We start from the raw sequence: 20,988 nt of genomic DNA, 5'->3' as shown, positions 1-20,988 counted from the left end.
CGGAAATGGGGGGCATGCGGATGAGACTGTATTTTTTGAAACGACTGGGAGTCATGCTGACGACTTTGTTCATCATTGCGACCGTGACCTTTTTCCTGATGAAATTGCTTCCAGGCACCCCGTACAGCAACCCGGACAAGCTGTCCGAGCAGCAATTGGCTTCGTTGAATCAAAAATACGGACTGGATCAGCCGCTGCCCGTTCAATACGCCCGCTACCTGGGGAATTTGGTTCAAGGTGATTGGGGCGTCTCCTTTCAATTCAAGGGGCGCCTGGTCACGGACATCATTTTCGAGCGGATCGGTCCGTCTGTTTTGATCGGCTTTCAAGCCATGGTGATCGGCTCGATTATCGGACTGGGGCTGGGGATTCTCTCGGCGCTGCGTCAGAACAGCCTGTTTGACCTGGGAGCCGTCACGATGGCTGTCCTGGGCATGTCGATCCCTTCGTTCGTATTCGCGGCGCTGTTGCAATACTACGTGGGCGTCAAGCTCGGCTGGCTGCCGCCCGGACTTTGGGAGGATTACTCTTATTCCATCCTGCCTTCCTTGGCGCTATCCGTGACGGTGATAGCGGCAGTCGCCAGGTTCATCCGCACGGAAATGCTGGAGGTGCTCACGCAGGACTATATTTTGAGCGCGCGGGCCAAAGGGATTTCGGAGTTTGGAGTGGTGTGGAAGCACGTCGTGCGCAATTCGCTGATCCCGGTCGTGACCATGCTTGGGCCAATGGCGGTGTCGATCATGACCGGAACATTGGTGATTGAGAAAATTTTTTCGGTGCCAGGGCTGGGGGAGCAATTCATTTTATCCATCATGGTGAACGACTACAGTGTGATCATGGGCATTACGCTCTTTTACAGCACGTTGTTCATCCTGGTCGTGCTTTTGGTCGATATGATCTACGGGATTTTGGACCCGCGCATTCGTGAAAAATGGGGGGAAAGCACATGAGGACTTTGCCGGCAACCGGGACGTCCCCGCATGAAATAACCGACGATTTGTTTGTGCACGAGCCAGTTGCAGCAGAAGTAGCGATGGAGGTTGCGGCTTCAGCTGCGGATGCGCCCTGGAAGGCTGCGCTCAAACGGCTGGGAAAAAATCGCGGAGTCGTCCCTGCCTTCGTGTTGATCATGGTCATTACGGTGCTGGCTTTTGTCGGGCCGCTGCTGACCCCATACACTTATGACGGGCAAAATGTGGCCCATTCCAATTTGCCGCCGAAAATAAGCGGGCTGGGGTGGCTCGGGTTTGACGGGCTGGACAGCAACGGAGTCGATCTGTACGCGAAACGGAATATAACGGAGGCGCACTGGTTCGGCACGGACGAATTTGGCCGGGATATGTGGACGCGGGTGTGGAAGGGAACGCAAATTTCGCTGTTGATTGCCCTCGTAGCCGCCTTGCTGGACTTGTTCATCGGCGTCCTTTATGGCGGGATCTCGGCTTATTACGGCGGAAAAATCGACAACGTCATGCAGCGCATCATTGAAGTGCTCGTCGGCATCCCCAATCTGATCGTCATTATCTTGTTCATCCTCATCTTGGAGCCGGGAATCACGTCGATTATTTTGGCGATGACGATTACAGGCTGGGTCGGGATGGCGCGGATTGTCCGCGGACAAATTTTGCAGCTAAAAGGTCAGGAATTTGTGCTGGCTGCCCGTTCGCTCGGGGTTTCCAACAGCCGGATCATGTTCAAGCATTTGATCCCGAACGCGATGGGGCCGATCATCGTCACTTTGATGTTCACACTGCCGACCGCGATATTTTTTGAAGCGTTTCTGAGCTTTATCGGGCTTGGTCTACAGGCGCCGCTCGCCTCGCTTGGGGTTCTGATCAACGACGGCTACAAAGGGATGCGGCTGTTCCCTTACAAGCTGGTGATTCCCGCCGTGATGATCAGTTTGATCATGATCAGCTTCAACCTGCTTGCGGACGGGCTGCGCGATGCGCTCGATCCGAAAATGACGAAATAAGAAGGGGATGTCGATGAATCAACCGATCCTGACAGTAGACGGCTTGCATGTTGCGTTTCATTCCCAACGAGGCGAGGTGCATGCGGTAAGAGGGGTCAGCTTTTGCTTGCAAAAGCAGGAGACGCTCGCCATCGTGGGTGAATCCGGCTCTGGCAAATCGGTCACGGCCAAAGCGATCATGCGGCTTTTGCCGAAGCAGAGCACGAGCATCCCCGCCGGGCAGATCACCTATGCAGGGCAAAACGTGCTGGCGTTGCCTCCGCGAGAGCTTCAGTCGCTTCGGGGAGCGGAAATCTCCATGGTGTTCCAGGACCCGATGACGTCGCTGAATCCGACGATGACGATCGGCCAGCAGCTGGTAGAAGGGATCAGCAAGCACCAGCGGCTCGACAAAGCCGCCGCCTATGAAAAAGCGGTCAACATGCTGCAACTGGTCGGCATTCCGAACGCGCAGGAGCGGATCAGGGCGTACCCGCACCATTTTTCCGGGGGTATGCGCCAGCGTGTCGGGATTGCGATGGCGCTTGCCTGCGACCCGAAAGTCCTGATTGCCGACGAGCCGACGACTGCGCTCGACGTGACGGTGCAGGCGCAAATTTTGGAGCTGATGAAGTCGCTTCAGCAACGGACGGGGACGGGCATCATTTTGATTACGCATGACTTGGGAGTCGTCGCCAACATGGCGCAAAAAGTGGCTGTGATGTATGCCGGAGAGGTAGTGGAGACAGGGCCGATTGCGGAAATTTTTTACCGTCCCAAACATCCGTACACGTGGGGATTGCTGCGCTCGATGCCTCGTCTGGATGCCGCTGGCACCGAGCCGCTCATCCCGATTCCGGGTACGCCGCCTGATCTCGCCCGCCAGCAACAAGGCTGCCCGTTCGCCCCGAGATGTGCGCACGTGATGAAGGTGTGCAAACATTTTTCGCCGCCACTCACAGAAGTGTCGAGCGGGCATACAGCCAAGTGCTGGCTGCTCGATCAGCGGGCGCAGCAGCAAGAGCGGCTGGCAGGAGTCGCAGGAGGGTGAATGAGGTCATGAACAACCGCGTACTACTTGAAGTGAACCATCTCAGCAAGCATTTCCAGCTCGGGCCGAATCAGACGCTGCGCGCAGTCGATGATGTCAGCTTTCACATTTGGCAAGGAGAGACGTTGGGACTGGTCGGAGAGTCCGGGTGTGGCAAATCGACGGTGGGCCGGACGCTGTTGCAGCTGTACAAGCCGACCAGCGGCGAAATTCGCTTTGCGGGCGAGCGTGTAAGCGACATGACCGAGCGCAAGGGGCACAAGGCGTACACCAGCCAGATGCAAATGATTTTTCAAGACCCGTACTCGTCTTTGAATCCGCGAATGACTGTCACCGAGATCATTTCCGAAGGGCTGATGATCCATCGTCCGAATCTTGCGAAAAAAGAGCGGAAAGAGCAGGTCAGCGCGCTTCTGGAGCTTGTCGGACTCAGTTCCAGGCAGGCGAATCGTTACCCGCACGAATTTAGCGGCGGGCAGCGTCAGCGGATCGGGATTGCCCGGGCGCTGGCAGTCGAGCCTTCCTTTATCGTGGCGGATGAGCCGATTGCCGCCCTCGATGTGTCGATTCAGGCGCAAATCGTCAACCTGCTGATGGATTTGCAGCGGCAAAAACAGCTGACCTATTTGTTTATCGCCCACGACTTGTCCATGGTGAAGCATATTAGCGACCGGATCGCCGTCATGTACCTCGGGCAACTGGTCGAGCTTGCCGCAAGCGATGAGCTGTATGCGCGACCGCTGCATCCGTACACGGAAGCGCTGCTGTCCGCCATTCCCCTGCCTGACCCGGTTCAGGAGCAGTCCAGAGAACGAATCGTTTTGCAAGGCGAGATTCCCAATCCGCTGAATCCGCCGAGCGGTTGTCGCTTTCATACGCGCTGTCCGAAAGCGTTCGACATTTGCGCCAAGGAAATACCGAGCTTTGCCGAAGTGCTTCCGCAGCATTATGTCAAATGCCATTTGTATGGGGAGAAGGGGGAGTGACACAGATGGCAGTGGAAAACTGGCCTGAGTTCGAAGCATACGTCACCAAGCGGATGGACGAAGAGCAAATTCCGGGCATCGCCATCGCTGTTGCGAAAAACGGAACGGTTGTATACGAGCGCGGCTTTGGCTATGCCGATTTGCAAACGAAGCGGCCGATTGGCCCCGACACGCTGTTCGGGTGCGGCTCCGTCACGAAGTCGCTGACGGTGATGGCGCTGCTTTCGCTGGTGGAAGCAGGGCGCTTATCCCTCGATGATCCGGTATGCGCGCATCTTCCCGAGTTCAAGCTGTGCGGCATGGATGACCCCGGCATGGTAAAAGTCCATCATTTGATGTCGCACACGAGCGGCTTGCCGCCTCTTCCCCGCAAACCGGAAATCAACAGGCTGGAAGACCACCTCACGTACATCGCGGGGCAGGAGCACGAGCTGTTGGGCAAACCGGGCGAGTATTTCAGCTACTCGAACGATGCCTTTTTGCTGCAAGGCGCGATCATCGAACGGCTGACGAACCGGCTCTACCGCAGATTTGTCACGGAAACGATCCTCTCTCCGCTTGGTATGCACCGCTCCACGTACAGTCTGGAAGAAATTGCGAAAATGGCTGACGTCTCTGTACCGTATATGAAAAACAACGAGACAGGCAAGTTGGAAGCGGTGCCGTGGCCGAGTCTGGGAAATTACGAGGTGGGCGGCGGCTTGCGCTCTACGGTCAACGATCTGTTGCGCTACGGCGCGGCTTTTGTAGGCGGCGAAAATCCGGTCGCAAGCGAAGAGCTGCTGCGCAAAATGTGGCAGCCTGTTCATCAGGTTGGCCGCAAGCAATTTTACGGACTGGCGCTGGAGATCGTTCCCGATTATTCGGGCGTGACGCTCGTCAGCCACGGCGGAAGTCAGCAAGGGGTATCGTCTTGCTTCGGTTTCGTCCCGGAACAGGGGCTTGTCGCAGCTGTCCTGATCAACGCGACGGATATGCCAGCAGGAGACATTTGGCTGGCGGCGGTCAACCAGGCGCTCGGCTTGCCGCTCACGCAAAAAGCAAGCCAGGAGCCGCACTATACGGCGACAAAGGAACAACTGGAAAAGCTCGCAGGCACGTATCAGTCCAGAGAGGGGGGCAGCTTGCAGATTGAGCTTGCCCAAGACAAGCCGACTCTCGTTTTTGGCGGCGAGCGCTACGATTTGCGCGCCAGCGACAGTCAGACACTTGTCATGGAAAAAGACGAGTACCCGATCCGGTTTTTTGCCAATGACGACGAGCAGGCGTGGGCGGCCTTTTTCGGATTTCGCATGTGGACTCGTCAAGAGAAGGGGAGGAAGGCATGAGTGTACATCCGCAAGTAAAGGAAGTATTTCGCAAACAAAGCTTGCTTGGACTGCCAGATACCGAATCCATGACGCCCGCAGAAGCGCGTCTCGCTTTTTCACGAGCGCGGGCCAATCTCTCGGAGCTTGAGACGCCTGTAGTAGCAGTAGAGGATCGGGTGATTGCAGTGGCAGAACAAGGGGGAGCAGAGCTGCCGATTCGTTTGTACACCCCAGGCGGGGAAGGGGTGCCGGAGCTTCTGCCTGTGTTCGTCTTTTTTCACGGGGGCGGCTTCGTGCTCGGGAATATCGAGATAACCGATCGCATTTGTCGCTATTATGCACAAGCGGCGAGCTGCATCGTCGTCTCTGTCGACTATCGCCTCGCGCCTGAGCACAAGTTCCCGACAGCCGTCACGGATGCGTATGCGGCGACCAAGTGGGTAGTTGAGCATGCGGTTTCCTTCAACGGAGACAGCAAGCGAATCGCTGTTGGCGGAGAGAGCGCAGGCGGCAACTTGGCGGCTGTCGTCTCCTTGCTGGCGCGCGATCGCGGCGAGTTTGGCTTGTGCTGCCAGCTGCTGATCTATCCGGTTGTCTCGTTTGCCCTCGATACGGCGTCTTGTCGGGAATGCGGGAATCAATACAACTTGACTTACGACGAGATGCTCTGGTTCCGCGCTCATTACTTGCAGGATGAGGAACAGATCAACGACCCGCTCGCCTCTCCCTTGCTTGCTGGCGATTTAAGCGGCTTGCCGCAAGCTGTAATCGTCACGGCCGAGTTCGATCCTTTGCGCGACGAAGGAGAGCTGTATGCCGAGCGGCTGGCTTCGTTCGGTGTCGCGGCAAAAGCAAAGCGCTACCTTGGCATGGTGCACAGCTTTTTCAACTTTTCCGGCGAGGTAGACGCGAGCAAAGAAGCGTTGGCCGAAACGGCTGCCGAGCTGAAACGCGTGTTTTACACCTGACAGACAAGGAGGTCGACGATGTTTATTCCCCCATCTTATCGCGAAAACGATATAGAGACGCTAGTAGCCTTTATGAAAAAGTACCATTTTGCTACCATCGTCAGCTTCGACGGGACGATTCCGCTGGCGACCCATTTGCCGTTTTTGGTGGAGCATGAGCACGAGCAGGCGAAGATCACGCTGGTCAGCCACATGGCTTTGGCGAATCCGCAATGGCGAACGTTTGCGGAGCAGGACGTGCTGGTCATGTTCCGAGGGCCGCATGCGTATATTTCGCCGCAATATTATGAAAGCCGCTACGGTGTGCCGACTTGGAATTACGCGGCTGTGCACGTCTACGGCAAGCCTGTCATTTATTCGCAGGCAGAAGACGTCGCGCAGACGCTGTTGCAGACGATCCGCACGTTCGAGCCTGCTTATGAAAAGCATTTTGACGCCATTCCACAAGACTATACAGAAAAGCTGAAACAAGAGCTGGTCGCTTTCGAGATCCAGGTAACGAAAATCGAAGGGGCGTTCAAGCTGAGCCAGGACAAGCCGCTGCCGATTCGCCAACGGGTGGCGGACGCACTGGCGCAAAGCCCCGACACGGTGGTGGCAGAGCTAGGAAACATGATGCAGCGCGAGTTGCCCAAAGCAGAATCAGGAGAGGAGCAATGAACATGAGTTTGCAAAAATGGCTGACCGAACTGGACGCGATCCCCGGTGTGGCGGGGGATGAGGAGCGGGTTGCCGCTTACTTGCGGGAAAATTTGCTGGATGTGGTGGACGAGCACCAAAGCGATGCGCTAGGCAATCAGTTTTTCATTAAAAAAGGGAGCGATCCCGACCTGAAAATCATGCTGTGCGTGCATATGGACGAGATCGGCTTTATCGTCAGCTACATTGACGAAAAAGGATTTGTCTGGTTTCACCCGGTCGGCGGTCACGATAGCCGCATGGTGATCAACCAGGTGCTGGATATTCATACGGACAAAGGCGTCGTCAAGGGAGTCACAGGAGCGAAGCCGTCCCATATCGTGACGGCGGAAGAGGCGAAGCTGGCGATTCCGCTTAGCGAGCTGTATGTGGACGTAGGGACGGCGAGCCGAGAGGAAACAGAAGCGCTTGGCGTCACGGTCGGCGATTTCGTCACCTTTTCGCGGGAGGGGCAATTTTTGAACGGCGGCAAAGTGTTTACCGGAAAAGCGGTCGATGACCGCTCCGGCTGCGCCGTCATGCTCGAAGTCATGAAGCGGCTCGCGGGCAAACAGCTCACCGCATCGTTCTATGCGGTCGGCTCGGTTCAGGAAGAAGTCGGGATGCGCGGCGCAGGCCCTGCCGCTTTCGCCGTTCAGCCGGACGTTGCGCTGGCGCTCGATGTCGCGCTCACTGGCGGGACGCCGAAGATCGAGGAGAAAATGATTCCGCTGGCGCTTGGCGGCGGCCCGGTCATCCTGTTTTTCGAGTGGGTCACCGACAACTGGGCGGGAAGCAGCGTCCCGAAAAAGCTGACGAGAAAGCTGGTGCAAACGGCCGAAGAAAATCACATCCCGTACCAGCGTGGCGTGTATTTGAACTGCGTGACAGACACGTACTCGATCAGCCTCGCTGGCAAAGGAACGGTAGCCGGATGCATCTCGGTCCCGTCCCGTTACATTCACTCTGCGACTGGACTCGTGCATCTGGACGATCTGGAAAACGCGGTTCAGCTCCTCGTCGCTTTCATTGAAAGCTTTCGGCAGAAGTGGTAGAGTTGGGAAAAAGAGGCAGAGGTCGACTGATGTAACAGGAAGCTGGTCTGCTGAGCCAGAGGAGGCAAGGTTGTGAGTAGATATGATGCGGGGATAGCGGCAAAAATCGATGACTTGTTCGCAGATTGGCAGCAAGGCGTATGCCCGGGCGGACAGGTTGTGGTTCGCAAAGGCGGGGAAATCGTCTACGAAAACTGCTTTGGCTACGCCAGCGTGGAGCATAGGTTGCCGATCACGGGCGAGACGGTGTTTCATGTTGCATCGGTGTCCAAGCAAGTGACAGTGATGTGTGTACTGCTGCTTCAGGAAGACGGTCTACTGAACGTAGATGACGACATTCGCAGCTACGTGTCGGACATGGTTTCGTTCGCCGAGCCTGTATCGGTGCGCAATCTGATGAACAACGTGAGCGGCATCCGGGATCAGTGGGAGCTGCTCATGCTGCAAGGAGTCCGGCTTGATGACACGATCACACAGTCTGACGCCAAAGACGTTATTTCCACGCAAACGGAGCTGAATTTTCCGCCACTTACCCGCTATATGTACTGCAACTCGAATTTTACCCTCCTGGCCGAAATCGCTGAAAGAGTGTCCGGCAAAAGTTTGAACGAGTTTGCCCGTGAGCGGATTTTTGCCCCGCTCGGCATGGCGCAAACGTGCTTCAAGGATCGGTATTGGCAGGTGATTCCAAATGGCGCGGATTCTTACAAGCGCGTCGGCGGGGAGCTGATTCATGCCGTGCTGAACTACGGCACGTATGGCGCCACTTCGCTGCACACGACCGCAACTGATTTTATGAAGTGGATGGCCAACTTCAAGGAGCCGGTCATTTGCAAACGGGAGACACTTTCCGAGATGTTTGCCTGCCCGACACTGCTGGACGGAACGAAGATTCATTACGCGGGCGGATTGATCGTGAATGATCCTGCTCTGTACCAGGGGCGTCCTTTTATCGGGCACGACGGTTCAGACGCGGCATTCCGCAGTTGTACCGTCCGGTTTCCTGTAGAGGATATCGATATCGCCATTTTCAGCAACACGGATACGGTAGTAATCGGCAGGGCTGCGGAGAAAATCGTCGACTTGCTGCTGGGAGTGGAGCGGAGCGAGGTGGAGCCGCAGGTTTTGCCTGACTTTTACGATGCCGATTTTGCAGACGAGGACGTGGCAGGGACGTATTATTCCGACGGAACGTACGCGCTCATCGCGCAAGTGGTGGGCAAGGGAGATCAGCTGTATTTGCTTGAAGAGTACGGAGCTGCGCCCCTTGTTCAGGTGGAGGGAAACCGCTATCAAGCGGGAACGGCCAACTACGAGCTGTATCTCGGTTCAACAGCCGGATTTCGCTTTGGAACGCGCTGCATCCCACTGAAAAAATGGCAGCCTGATCAGGAATGCGAGGCAGACGGGCTGGCATATGCGGGCACGTACGAGAGCGCGGAGCTGGGAACCGCCTACGAGGTGCTGGTCGAGGACGGGGCGCTCTATCTCTCGCATCGCCGGAACAAAAAGCAGCTGCTGCTGCGCACGGCCCCCGATCAGTTTATCGCCGGAGTCGGAGGAAGCTTGTATGGCGTAACTCTCACTTTTGCGCGAGCAGCCAATCAAGCGGTCAGCGGGTTCCGGGTGTCGACGGGCAGAGCACAAGCAGTAGCCTTCGCCAAAAGGAACTAAGCAGGCACTAAGCCAAAAGAAAAACAGGCTGCCGTACGGACTGGAAAGGTTATCCGTACGGCAGCCTTCATTGCGCTTGTCTCCACCATCAGCTTTCCCGCATTTGTCATTGATTTGTCGCCGTTTTTGCGCTTCGTGGCAGGACTCGATGCGGCAGTTGTCGAATGGTGTTACAGATTGAAAAGTTGTGCCGAAAGAGTCCGTCCGCACCTTTGCGGCGGTTTTTTCTACTTTTCAAAAAAAAGCGCCATTTTCTCTGTCGTCTGTGATTAGGGACCGCCCTTTTTTGGCGAAAATGAAATGGTGAAGGAGTGATGAGGATGGAGCAAGTTCTTCAACTCGTGAAAGATTACTGGCCCGTCGCGGTTTGTATCATAGTCCTGATCTTGGCAGCTCAATGGGTCGTGCGCAGCTTGATTCGGATCATCTCGCTTGCAGCCATCATCGGAGTCGTACTGGTGTTGTTTTTTCACTTCAGCCCGGAGGAAGTCATCCAGATGGGACGGCAAGCGGCGGTGGCTACGCAGGAAGTGGTGGACAAGACGATCACGCCTGTGCTCGACAGCGAACTGAAGGATGCAGACATTACGTTTCAGCCGGATGGTACCTACGAGGTCAAGACGGCGAGCATTCGCATCGTAGGCAAAAAAGGCGAGACGAAGGCGACCGTCTACTACAAGGACGACAAGTGGGAAGTGGACATCGGCCAGCTCGGCAAGCTTTTCGAGGACCGACTGGGCAAGGCAGAACAGCAAACGACCATGTAAAGAAAAACGCATGCACCGATTCGGGTACATGCGTTTTTTTGTGGGCGGAAACAGAAAGGGCAGTCAGGGCGCTCAGGCTGTCAACCAATCAGCCAGTACCCGCCCCAGTAGAGCACACCGCTGATGACAACCAGACCGAGAAAAAAGCCGAGACGCATCCGCCATTTTCCCGGAAGCAGTTATAGTCGGGAAGCTAATTGGATTTCATTTACAGTTTGTTGCAAATTAACTACTATTAAGAAGAACAGAATCAGTGGGGCATGAGCTGCGCTTTTGTAGTCGGAGCTTTTTTTATGTTAAGGTGCATATTTAATTCAAACAGCTTTAAATAGTAAGAAGCAGGAATAAAATGGATAGTTGTCGAATACGTCAACAAGATTCGACGTTTTATGCAAGATTATTATGAATATATAATATGGGCTTAAACCGTAGCAATGAAGAGATTGTAGGTGAATATAATGCAAGATAACAGACGTGAATTCAGCCAGAATGAAAAAATGATATTATTCAATGAGGTAGGCGGATATTGCCCATTTTGTGGAGATGAATTAACTCATCGAAAGAATGGGAAAATCTTCAAATCCTTTGAAGTTGCACATATTTATCCTGCTAATCCATTGCCAGAAGAAGTTGAATTATTGAAAGGTGAAATTAAGCTGTCTGAAGATGTCAACGACTTGAAAAATGTGATAGCTGCCTGCAAAAAATGCCATGGTCTTTTTGATAACCCACGAACTGTAGCGGAATATCGAAAATGGTGTAGATTAAAACAGGGTTTGATTCAAGAAGCACAGTTAAAGAGTACCTATTATATGTTTAACATAGAAAGTGAAATCAGAGTAGTATTGGAGAATTTGCAAAATATTGATGGTAACATTATCCCCTTAAGCTATGACTCTTTAAAGATTGATCAAAAAACTAACCATACGTTGCCGTTTATTTTGAAAAGAAAAATTACTAATGACACCGTTGACTACTTTGATTTTATTAGAAACATTTTTATTACGCTTGACCAGGAGACTCCACATAAATTTGATACATTGGCATCACAGATTAAAAGCTTCTATTGGAAATGCATGCAGACAAATGAGAGCCAAGAGTACATTTACAATGCTTTAGTGGAATGGCTGTTTGAAAAAACAGATCGTTATTCACAGAGGGCATGTGAAATTGTAATTGCTTTTTTTGTGCAAGATTGTGAGGTGTTTTCATGATACTACCGAATAAATTAATCCCATTTAAAGACAGCATTCTCGCTAAAATGGTGTATATCCTGAACGTTTTAGTGGTCAACGATGAAAGTGTTGAAATTTTGTTTGAGAAAACGAAACAGTATCTTGAAGATATTAACCAATTCATATTGGTCTTAGATGTCTTGTTTGCTCTGGAAAAAATTGAATTTGATCAAGAATTGAAGGTGATTAGATATGTTAAGGCAGATCCTTTGTGATAAATTTGTACAACAAAAAATCATTTTTCATAGTGGATTAAATGCTGTGGTAGGAGATGAAATTGCTTCTAATTCAATTGGTAAATCTACGATGTTGATGATTATAGATTTCGTTTTTGGTGGTGACGATTATATTACTAGAAATCATGACACTGTGGATAACTTAGGACACCACATTTTTAAATTCTCTTTTACTTTCGAAGATGGTGAACTCTTTTTTAGCCGTTCTACAAACGAATTTAAATTTGTTGCTGTCTGTAATAGAAATTTTGAAGTGCAAGACACTATAAAAATTAATGACTATACAAAGCTTCTTCAGGAAAAATATAAATGCCAAATTGATGAGATGTCATTTCGAAGTATTGTTGGCCGATATTTTCGGGTATATGGAAAAGAAAATTTAAACGAAAGAAAACCAATTCAATACTTTGAAAAAGAAAAGAAGAAGGATTCTATTGTCGTATTATTGAAACTTTTCGATAAGTATCGAAACATCAAAGAGTATGAAAAGCAAATTCAAAAACTGACGGATGAAAAAAATGTATTGCTTGATGCTGCAAAAAAAGAGTTAATTCCCAAAATTAACAAGGCGATTTTTGGTCAAAATACGAAAAAAATAGATGCCTTAAATGAGGAGTTAAAAAAGTTAAAAGATAGCATTGTAAGCTCCTCAGTAGATATTGAAGCACTCGTTTCTAAAGAAATTTTGGAATTGAGAAAGAAAAAAAGTAGTTTGACTATACAAAAAAATGTGTACGAAAGCCGTTTGAAGAGAACCTTAACCAATATCGCAGACAAAAATATCAAAATTGATTCTGAGCTAGAACGATTGGTCGATTTTTTTCCGAATTTTAATGTTGAACAGGTAAAGAAGATTGATTCTTTCCATGCTTCAATTACGAAAATATTAAAAGAAGAACTTCAAAAGACTGAAAAAGAAATCAGAAAGCAGATTGCTGTTATTGTTAATGAAATTACAAAAATTGACCAAGAGATTGCAGATAACTTAACAATACAGAATGCCCCCAAATATGCAATTGAGAAGGTGGTTGAACTTGCCTCTCAAATCAAGCAGTTGACTGAAGAAAATGGTTTTTATACAAAAAAGAAAAATCTAGATGATTCCATTGTAGAAGCGGGAAAAGAATTGGATGAGTTAAAAGTAACTATATTAGATGAGGTATGCAATCAAATTAATATTAAAATGCATGAGCTCAATAAACGAATTTACTCAGATAACAGACGTGCTCCTACTCTAAGCATACGTGGTGAAAGATATACATTTAATACCTATGGAGATACAGGAACTGGTACAGCATTTGCGAATCTTATTACGTTTGATTTGGCACTTTTAGAATTAACATGTTTGCCTGCAATCGCACATGACTTGCCACTTCTAAAAAATATAGAAAATCATGCACTGGAGAACATAGTTGAACTTTATAGTACGAGCAAAAAACAAATATTTATAGCTATCGATAAGATTAATTCGTATAAGGCAGAAACGGAAAAAATCATCACAGATCATAAAGTATTGCAGCTTTCGAAAGATAAATTACTATTTATTAAGAATTGGAAACAAGATGGGCAGTAGAAAAACAAAAATCTGAGTTCACTCTTTTATATAGCCTCTTTCAATTCTAAATACGGTCGAAATTAACAGTCGACAAAATGGGTCTAAAGAAAAACGTAAAAAGTTAATTTTACTTGCTAGTGATCTGCGTCAAACAGTTACTTTATGAATATAAGATTGGAGGATTTTTATGACAACTTGTTTTGTTATTCAACCATTTGACGGTGGAGCTTTTGATAAAAGGTATGAAGATATTCTTGTGCCCGCAATTACTAATGCTGGATTAGATGCTTACAGAGTCGATAGAGATCCAAATGTAAATATACCAATCGAGGATATCCAAAATGGAATAAAAAATGCTGATGTAGTTTTGGCTGAAATTTCTTTGGACAATCCAAATGTTTGGTTTGAGCTTGGTTATGCTATTGCAAGCCAAAAAGAAGTAGTATTAATTTGTTCAGACCAGAGGAATTCAAAATTTCCTTTTGATATTCAACACAGGAAAATTATTACTTATACAACTGCTTCTCCGAGAGATTTTGAGAATTTAACTACTCAAATCACCGATAGGATACTTGCAATTAAACAAAAACAAGTCAAACTGGGATTGATTTCTACACAATCATCTATTGCGTTAACAGAAGGCTTATCACAGCATGAAATGACTTTATTAGTATCAATAACTCAGAATGTTGATAGTCCAAATGAAGCGGTGAGTGCATACATAATTAGGCAAGATATGAACAAGGCAGGATTTGCACCTATCGCTGTGGCGCTAGGATTAGATTCCTTATTAAATAAAGGGTTTATACAGTTTTCTGAACAACAAGATTATCAAGGTGAGTACTATAAAGCTTATAATGTAACTAATCAGGGAATGACTTGGCTTCATAACAATATTGATAAATTAATCTTAAGGCAGGATTCACCTAAACCTAGCGACCCATTTAAAGACGCAGAATTGCCATTTTAGCTCGGAACAATGTAGTTTCTTGATCTAGAATTATCTTAAAAACATAGAAGAAATTAAGGGAAGGGCTGAGGGAATGAACGAAGCGCAAAAAAATCAGAAGCTAAAGTATTTACGCGAGCAAAGGGAAAATCCTACTGGCAATTATCGAAGGTATTTAGTTAATACCTATAATTACATTTTGAATGACTCAAGAAATAATAATAAAGGCTGGAGTAAAGCTAGTTCAAGGGAAATGGTGAATTATGTTTATGAAGGAAGTCCCGACCATATGGGCTACGAATTAGTGGAGGAATATAAGAAGACGCTTAGGGACATGGGATATATAAAATTTCAAAAAGAAAATAACGAATGGCGCACATATGTTATAAAAGATTTAGATTTTTAGTAACTGCTACTGGGATAGTGGGAAAAAGATCGCTTACTTATTCTTTAGTTCATAAAATATTTCAGTATGAGAAAAAGGAAGAAACAGAATAACTCGTACCTTTAGGTACGAGTTATTCTGTTATTTTAAGCTTGTGCTAAAAAGTTATCCATTCCATAAAACCAAAAAGGGAGGTGTCTATGACAACTAACATTTACCCACTGTATTGATGAAAGATAAGCAACCCCATAATTAGTTACGTCAACCTTCCCGCACCATGATCAGCTCCTCGACATCACAGCCGCGGGCATTGGAAAATCCCGCGTCTTCTCCTGCCTGGCGGAAGCCGCATTTGTGCAGGACGCGGATCGAACCGACGTTGTCTTTGGCGACGCGGGCGTAAACAGGTCGGACGGGGAGAAGCGCGAGAAAGGCGGTAAGCGCCTGTGTCGCGATCCCTTTGCCCCAAAATGGTTTGCCGAGCCAATATCCGACGGAAGGGCTGCCAAATTGCTCGAAGAAAACGATGTAGCCCGCGATCTGTCCATCGGCAAGTACGGTCATTTTCTCAATCGAGTCGTCTGCCAAAATCTTGTTCCAATGGGCGGTAAAAGCTTGCCTGTCACTCGGGTCTTTAGCGGTAAAGGCGGCCATATGGTTTGCCTCCGGGTCGAGCTGCTGCTCAAACAAAATCGGCAAATCTTCCGCAGTGGTCGGGCGCAAACGAACGTTTTCCAACAAAAATTCACCTCCGATCCTACTGAGCTTGGGATTGGCGTTCTGGCGATTGGTTTGCGACACGAATGGGCGAGAGCAGTGTATCGTCTGTGCCGCTCGCCAGGTTCTCAACAAGGAGTTAAGCTATCAAGCTTGCTCCGTCAAGACAGGCGGGACACGCAGCAAAGTCGCTTGCTCGTAGGCGTAGCCCATGCGCAGAAGAGCAGGCTCCGAGAAGGCCAGTCCAGTCAGCATGATGCCAAAAGGCTTTCCTTGCGCAGTGTAGCCAGCGGGAAGGGCAATGGACGGGTAGCCCGCTTTCGCCGCAATGTCACAGCCCGTGTCTCCCGGGAACAGCAGAGCGTCCAGGGCGTGTTCCTTGAGTGCGGCGTCGATCCCTTGGCGTTGCGACATTTCCAGATCGTATAGCCTTTGCCGCAAATAGGCAGGATCGGTCAAGGTGCCGCTGGTTTGCTCGGACTGCTCCAGTACGCTTTGCCCAAACCGGAGCGCTCTTGCTTCGTGCTTGCGATTGAAGGCGACAATATCTTTCAGGGTGCGGATCGGGAAAGAGGCGGGCAATGTTTTCAAATAGGCATTTACACCTGTCTTAAACTCGTGATACAAAACTTGCGAGTTCCAATCGGCATTTTCAGAAGGAATGCTTACGGAATCGATGACAGTAGCGCCAGCCAGCCGCAGCTGCGAGATGGCGGCTTCGTAAAGAGCGGCTTCTTCCTCGTCGCATTCAGCCAAATAGCCGGAACGCACGACACCGATTCGGGCACCTTGCAGTCCGTTTGCGTCGAGGAAGGGGAGGTAATCGCGGTGGGCCAGCCCTGCGCTTTTTCCGGTCACCGCGTCCTGCGGATCGACACCTGTCAGGACACCGAGCAAAATGGCCGCGTCCGTTACGTTTCGCGTCATCGGGCCTGCCGTGTCCTGGCTGTGGGAAATCGGGATAATGCCCTGGCGGCTGATCAAGCCTACCGTCGGTTTGATACCGACGAGCGAATTTTTTTTGGCAGGGCCGAGGATCGACCCGGAAGTCTCTGTTCCGACAGCGGCTACGGCAAAGCCTGCCGCGATTCCCGCGCCTGAACCGGAGCTGGAGCCGCCGACATCGAACGCAGGGTCATACGGATTGAGGACTTGTCCGCCGCGCGAGCTGTAGCCGTTCAGCATGTTGTCAGCCATGAAGTTAGCCCATTCGGTCAGATTGGTTTTGCCCAACAGGACGGCGCCTGCTTCGCGCAGACGTGCGACGACAAACGAGTCTGCTGACGCGTACGAATCGGCCAAGGCGAGCGACCCGGCTGTCGTGTGCATGTTGTCTCCGGTCGCAATGTTGTCTTTAATCAATATCGGAATGCCGTGAAGCGGCCCGCGACTGCCGGATATCGCCCGCTCCCTGTCCAGAGCTTCGGCAATATGCAAGGCATCGGGATTGATTTCACTGATGGCGTTAATGGTCGGTCCCTGTTTGTCGTAGGCAGCGATCCGTTCCAAAAACAGAATGGTCAGCTCACGGGACGTCGTTTGTCCTGCTTCTAATGCAGCTTGCCATTCCAGGATGCTTGCTTCATGGTTCGGCGACATAATTTTCACCTTTTTCTGTTTGATTTGATCTTTCTTAGTTTACCAAATGCAGGGAAGCGGGCAAATGGTTGTGGAACAATTACATGCGGGAATGTTCGTATCATTCAACAAGGAGTGTGATGCAGATGATACAAGCGGTACTATTCGATCTGGACGGCACTTTGCTCGACCGCGACACTTCGCTCATCCGGTTTGTCCACGACCAGTACGAGCGAATTTCCCAGCTTCAGCACGTCCAACAGGAAACATTCGTGCAACGTTTTATCGAGCTGGATCAGCACGGATACGTATGGAAGGACAAAGTGTACGCGCAGCTCATCGAGGAGCTTGCCATTGCGAAGCTGGAAGCGGCCTTTTTGCTGCAAGACTACCTCTGTCATTTTCAAAAGCATTGTGTCGCGTTCCCGCATCTGCATGAAATGCTTGCCGACCTGCAAAAGCAGGGCATCCGGCTGGGCTTGATCTCAAACGGTTTCGGGCAGTTCCAGTACGACAATGTCAAGGCACTGGGCATCGCGCCTTATTTTGACGAGGTGCTCATATCGGAATGGGAAGGCTTGCGCAAGCCTGATCCGGCGATTTTTCACCGGGCATTGGACAAGCTTGGAGTGCCTGCTGAACAGGCGATGTACATAGGTGACCACCCCGACAACGATGTTCGCGCCAGCAGGGCGGTTGGAATGAAGGCGGTATGGAAACGCTGCTCCCAGTATGCAGCAGCTGCCGACGCTCATGCCGTCATTGACGATTTGGCAGAGATCAGCGCATGGGTGCTTCCGTCTTTTCAAGGCCAGATGGGGAGAGGCGCAGACTTCACCTGACAATCGGCGGGGTCACTCCATGTACCCAGTCCAAAATGAATGGAGCCTGATGGGGGTTCAGACTGTCCGGCAATTCGTTTTTGGCAAAAAACTGTTGGCGGGTGCTCTCTTCATTTGTCTGGAGCACGCCTGCATAGTCCGTGACGCGAAAAATAAGCTGGATGCTAAACACTTTATCCCCATTGGCGTACTGGGCGAAGCCGTTCTTTCCTGAGTAGAGGCCAAACAACTGCCACTGCAAGACAGTCAGACTGGTTTCCTCCAGCACTTCGCGTTTGAGCGTCTCCACGAACGTTTCGCCAAGCTCCAGCAGACCGCCGGGAATGCCCCAGATGCGGTTGTGTTTTTGTTGCAAAAGGATGCGTCCCGATTCGTCTTCCAAAATGGCTCCGCAGCCGACTGTGAGCAGCGTTTCGTGGCCGATGAGCTTTCGCATGGTCGAGATATAGTCATTCACAAGCGTTGTTCCCTCCATTATCAACTGGACCGAATGGCTTTCCAGGCGTCGAATAGCAAGGTGAGTCCACAGAACAAAGCGCCTACAAAACCGATTGTCTTGACGGCCGCTCGCACAAAAGCAGGATCGACATTCATTTCGAGCAGAAAAGAATAGTCAAAGTCGAAGTTGACGAACACAAGCCCGACAATGAAGCCGAGAATGATGCTGAGCTTTTTTTCCATGGCATACGTCTCCTGTTTTTTTTGACACTTCGCCAAGTAATACGAGTGAGGGAGCTTTTTGGCAACGACCAAACAAAAAAATCAGAAGAAAGCAGCAGGGGGAAGAGTGGGATGACCGAACACCGATTGTGCAGCTCGCCGCGTTTCGCACCGAATCAGACAGCGGCAAATAAAAAACAAGCTGACTGGCACAAAGGCACGGTCAGCTTGTTTCCTTTTCGTATGGTTATGCGTTCGCTCCAGCGGCTTGCAGCTTCGCTTTTTCTTCCTCTTCAACGAAGCGGTTGCGCGGATGCTCGCGGCATTCGTCGGAGCAGGAACGTTTGAATTTTTGCTCGCACTCTGTGCAGCAGAAGTGCTGTTTGTTGCAGAAAGGGTTGGCGCAGTTCACGTAGCGATCTTCCACAGTGCCGCAGTAGTGGCAACGGCCGATAACCACATCTTCTTCGGTATGGTTGATCGGTACGGAGATACGCTCGTCGAATACGTAGCATTTTCCGTCCCACAGGCGGCCTTTTACTTCCGGATCTTTTCCGTAGGTGACGATTCCGCCGTGAAGCTGGTACACATTTTCAAAGCCTTGATCCAAAAGCACGCCTGTCAGCTTTTCGCAGCGGATGCCGCCTGTGCAGTAGGTGAGGACTTTTTTGTCTTTGAATTGGCTCATGTTTTCCGCAATCCACTCAGGGAACTCGCGGGAAGAATCCACTTCTGGACGAATCGCGCCACGGAAGTGTCCGAGGTCGTATTCGTAGTAGTTGCGGCCGTCGAGGATGACAACGTCCTCTTGCTGCATCATTTCGTAAAACTCTTTCGGGCTCAAATAGTGTCCTGTTTTCTCATTCGGATCAACGTCGTTTTCCAGACGCCAGGTCACCAGTTCTTTTTTCGCGCGAACAAACATTTTTTTGAATGCGTGTTCTTCCGATTCGTCTATTTTAAACCACATGTCCGCGAAGCGCGGGTCTTTTCGCACGTATTCCATGTAAGCGTCGGTCTGCTCGACAGTGCCGGATACCGTTCCGTTAATTCCTTCCGGAGCGATGATGATCCGTCCTTTGAGTCCGTTTTCCTTGCAAAATTGCAAGTGTTCAGCAGCATACTCCTCGTAGTTTTCCAACGGAGTATACTTGTAGTAGAGCAAAATGCGGTATGGTTTTTGTACTTGCAAGGTACAATCCACCTTTCTTTTTTCAATTGTAGTTTATGACGCAACGGTGATTATATCATAATCCGCAAACAAAAGTGTAGAAAAAGACAGGAATTTGTGATCGTTCTATGAAAACGCGGGCAAGTGGCTGAACTTGCTGGATGGTGGCCCATCTTGTACACTATGGGAGGACATTAGCAGAATGGTGATAGATGAGGAGAGACTTTTGATGAATCAGACAAATGATCGCCTGGTTGCCCAGGTCAAACTAAAAAAACTGCACCCGGAAGCAGTCATTCCCCAATACGCCCGTGCCTTGGACGCGGGATTTGACCTCGTTGCCGTCGAAGACGTGTTGATTGCTCCGGGGCAAACCGTCAAAATCCCGACCGGACTTGCTTTTGCACTGCCAGAGGGCTACGAGCTGCAAGTGCGTCCGCGCTCCGGCATTGGCGCGAAAACAAAACTGCGCCTGCCGAACGCTCCGGGCACGATCGATGCGGGATACCGCGGAGAAGTGTGCGTCTTGATGGAAAACATCCGCATTCCGTCCGGCAAGATCGGCAACGTCTGCCTCGATGCGGGAGAAAAAGAAGTGACGGTAGACACAGAAGTGGATTCTCACAGCTATTTCATCAAAAAAGGCGACCGCGTCGCGCAAGGCGTAATCGGTGTCGTGCCTGTTGCCCGTTTCGAAGTGGTAGACGAGCTGGATGAGACTGAGAGAGGCGCTGGCGGCTTCGGCAGCAGCGGCATTAACGGATAAGACAGCCCTAAAAAAGAACAGACCCCTGACTCCGAGCAAGTGTGCGAGACACATGCGCTGACGGAGGAGGGGTCTTTTTGTTTTTGGCAGCTGCTATTTTTTGGCGGCGAGAAACTGGTCGATGACACGAATGTCGTCCTCGCTAAGAGAACGGCCGTCTGCCTTGACGAACACACACGGGCCATATACCCAGTCGAGGTAGCCGTCTGCGGTAATCGGAAAATTGTTGGCCAATACACCTCGTCCGTCTTCATTCACGATCAGCGAGATTCCTTCCAGATGGTCGTCCGTCACCACTTCAAAATCCCCATCGACCAGCTCGGATAAAGCATCCGTATCGGCAATTTCAGCAATCGTTGCGTCCTCATGCGGACGTTTGACATAAACGGTGATCACGATCATTCACTCCTTTTGTCCCATCATAACCGAAAGCCAAAAAATGCGCGAG

The 20,988-nt window shown here is 50.3% G+C and carries 23 protein-coding genes; 17 read left to right on the top strand and 6 right to left on the bottom strand.

What is annotated here, in order from left to right:
* Positions 1–20: 20 nt before the first annotated feature.
* The 15 genes from EDM60_RS08075 to EDM60_RS08005 all read left to right on the top strand — a co-directional run bounded on the left by EDM60_RS08075 (position 21) and on the right by EDM60_RS08005 (position 14,827).
* Positions 21–953, top strand: coding sequence for an ABC transporter permease (locus tag EDM60_RS08075; protein WP_122963504.1), 933 nt, complete (start codon positions 21–23; stop codon positions 951–953).
* Positions 950–1,978, top strand: coding sequence for an oligopeptide ABC transporter permease (opp3C, locus tag EDM60_RS08070; RefSeq protein ID WP_122963503.1), 1,029 nt, complete (start codon positions 950–952; stop codon positions 1,976–1,978). The genes EDM60_RS08075 and opp3C overlap by 4 nt, the downstream gene beginning before the upstream one ends.
* A gap of 13 nt (positions 1,979–1,991) precedes the next feature.
* Positions 1,992–3,008: an ABC transporter ATP-binding protein gene (locus EDM60_RS08065; protein ID WP_122963502.1), complete on the top strand. Its 1,017-nt coding sequence runs from the start codon at positions 1,992–1,994 to the stop codon at positions 3,006–3,008.
* An 8-nt stretch (positions 3,009–3,016) separates the two neighbouring features.
* Positions 3,017–3,994, top strand: a complete 978-nt coding sequence (locus tag EDM60_RS08060; RefSeq protein ID WP_122963501.1) for an ABC transporter ATP-binding protein — start codon at positions 3,017–3,019, stop codon at positions 3,992–3,994.
* Between the two features lie 5 nt (positions 3,995–3,999).
* Positions 4,000–5,322, top strand: coding sequence for a serine hydrolase domain-containing protein (locus tag EDM60_RS08055; protein ID WP_122963500.1), 1,323 nt, complete (start codon positions 4,000–4,002; stop codon positions 5,320–5,322).
* A complete protein-coding gene (locus EDM60_RS08050; protein ID WP_122963499.1) occupies positions 5,319–6,272 on the top strand; it encodes an alpha/beta hydrolase in 954 nt (317 codons plus the stop codon). The genes EDM60_RS08055 and EDM60_RS08050 overlap by 4 nt, the downstream gene beginning before the upstream one ends.
* An 18-nt stretch (positions 6,273–6,290) precedes the next feature.
* Positions 6,291–6,932: an FMN-binding negative transcriptional regulator gene (locus EDM60_RS08045; protein WP_122963498.1), complete on the top strand. Its 642-nt coding sequence runs from the start codon at positions 6,291–6,293 to the stop codon at positions 6,930–6,932.
* A gap of 2 nt (positions 6,933–6,934) precedes the next feature.
* Complete coding sequence (locus tag EDM60_RS08040) at positions 6,935–8,005, top strand: M42 family metallopeptidase (RefSeq protein ID WP_167470253.1); 1,071 nt, start codon at positions 6,935–6,937, stop codon at positions 8,003–8,005.
* Between the two features lie 72 nt (positions 8,006–8,077).
* Complete coding sequence (locus EDM60_RS08035; RefSeq protein ID WP_122963496.1) at positions 8,078–9,679, top strand: serine hydrolase domain-containing protein; 1,602 nt, start codon at positions 8,078–8,080, stop codon at positions 9,677–9,679.
* 320 nt (positions 9,680–9,999) lie between these two features.
* Positions 10,000–10,446: a hypothetical protein gene (locus EDM60_RS08030; protein WP_122963495.1), complete on the top strand. Its 447-nt coding sequence runs from the start codon at positions 10,000–10,002 to the stop codon at positions 10,444–10,446.
* Positions 10,447–10,904: 458 nt separating this feature from the next.
* A complete protein-coding gene (locus EDM60_RS08025) occupies positions 10,905–11,660 on the top strand; it encodes an ABC-three component system protein (protein ID WP_122963494.1) in 756 nt (251 codons plus the stop codon).
* On the top strand, positions 11,657–11,896 hold the full coding sequence (locus tag EDM60_RS08020) for an ABC-three component system middle component 7 (protein WP_122963493.1): 240 nt from the start codon (positions 11,657–11,659) through the stop codon (positions 11,894–11,896). Before EDM60_RS08025 ends, EDM60_RS08020 begins: the two co-directional genes overlap by 4 nt.
* Positions 11,874–13,490, top strand: a complete 1,617-nt coding sequence (locus tag EDM60_RS08015; RefSeq protein WP_122963492.1) for a DUF2326 domain-containing protein — start codon at positions 11,874–11,876, stop codon at positions 13,488–13,490. Before EDM60_RS08020 ends, EDM60_RS08015 begins: the two co-directional genes overlap by 23 nt.
* A 169-nt stretch (positions 13,491–13,659) precedes the next feature.
* Positions 13,660–14,442: a nucleoside 2-deoxyribosyltransferase gene (locus tag EDM60_RS08010; RefSeq protein WP_122963491.1), complete on the top strand. Its 783-nt coding sequence runs from the start codon at positions 13,660–13,662 to the stop codon at positions 14,440–14,442.
* A gap of 73 nt (positions 14,443–14,515) precedes the next feature.
* The gene (locus EDM60_RS08005; protein ID WP_122963490.1) at positions 14,516–14,827 is read left to right on the top strand and encodes a hypothetical protein; all 312 of its coding nucleotides are present in this window, start codon (positions 14,516–14,518) and stop codon (positions 14,825–14,827) included.
* Positions 14,828–15,067: 240 nt separating this feature from the next.
* Here EDM60_RS08005 and EDM60_RS08000 read toward each other — a convergent pair whose 3' ends face one another.
* Both EDM60_RS08000 and EDM60_RS07995 read right to left on the bottom strand, forming a co-directional pair.
* A complete protein-coding gene (locus EDM60_RS08000; protein WP_122963652.1) occupies positions 15,068–15,544 on the bottom strand; it encodes a GNAT family N-acetyltransferase in 477 nt (158 codons plus the stop codon).
* A 126-nt stretch (positions 15,545–15,670) separates the two neighbouring features.
* Positions 15,671–17,122: an amidase family protein gene (locus EDM60_RS07995; protein WP_122963489.1), complete on the bottom strand. Its 1,452-nt coding sequence runs from the start codon at positions 17,120–17,122 to the stop codon at positions 15,671–15,673.
* A gap of 125 nt (positions 17,123–17,247) precedes the next feature.
* Here EDM60_RS07995 and EDM60_RS07990 point away from each other — a divergent pair, with 125 nt between their 5' ends.
* On the top strand, positions 17,248–17,943 hold the full coding sequence (locus tag EDM60_RS07990; protein WP_122963488.1) for an HAD family hydrolase: 696 nt from the start codon (positions 17,248–17,250) through the stop codon (positions 17,941–17,943).
* Here the strand turns inward: EDM60_RS07990 and EDM60_RS07985 are convergent.
* The 3 genes from EDM60_RS07985 to trhO form a co-directional block, all read right to left on the bottom strand.
* Positions 17,936–18,400: an NUDIX hydrolase gene (locus tag EDM60_RS07985; RefSeq protein ID WP_233454098.1), complete on the bottom strand. Its 465-nt coding sequence runs from the start codon at positions 18,398–18,400 to the stop codon at positions 17,936–17,938. The two genes, EDM60_RS07990 and EDM60_RS07985, sit on opposite strands and share 8 nt — an antisense overlap.
* A 20-nt stretch (positions 18,401–18,420) precedes the next feature.
* Positions 18,421–18,624, bottom strand: coding sequence for a hypothetical protein (locus EDM60_RS07980; protein WP_122963486.1), 204 nt, complete (start codon positions 18,622–18,624; stop codon positions 18,421–18,423).
* 226 nt (positions 18,625–18,850) lie between these two features.
* Positions 18,851–19,795, bottom strand: coding sequence for an oxygen-dependent tRNA uridine(34) hydroxylase TrhO (trhO, locus tag EDM60_RS07975; RefSeq protein WP_122963485.1), 945 nt, complete (start codon positions 19,793–19,795; stop codon positions 18,851–18,853).
* Between the two features lie 208 nt (positions 19,796–20,003).
* Here trhO and dut point away from each other — a divergent pair, with 208 nt between their 5' ends.
* On the top strand, positions 20,004–20,540 hold the full coding sequence (gene dut, locus EDM60_RS07970; RefSeq protein ID WP_122963484.1) for a dUTP diphosphatase: 537 nt from the start codon (positions 20,004–20,006) through the stop codon (positions 20,538–20,540).
* 93 nt (positions 20,541–20,633) lie between these two features.
* Here the strand turns inward: dut and EDM60_RS07965 are convergent, their stop codons facing one another.
* Positions 20,634–20,942: a DUF3846 domain-containing protein gene (locus tag EDM60_RS07965; RefSeq protein WP_217364880.1), complete on the bottom strand. Its 309-nt coding sequence runs from the start codon at positions 20,940–20,942 to the stop codon at positions 20,634–20,636.
* Between the last annotated feature and the right edge of the window lie 46 nt (positions 20,943–20,988).

Source organism: Brevibacillus parabrevis, from assembly GCF_003710905.1.
Taxonomy (GTDB): Bacteria; Bacillota; Bacilli; order Brevibacillales; family Brevibacillaceae; genus Brevibacillus; species Brevibacillus parabrevis.
This window is presented reverse-complemented; position numbering and strand designations above follow the sequence as displayed.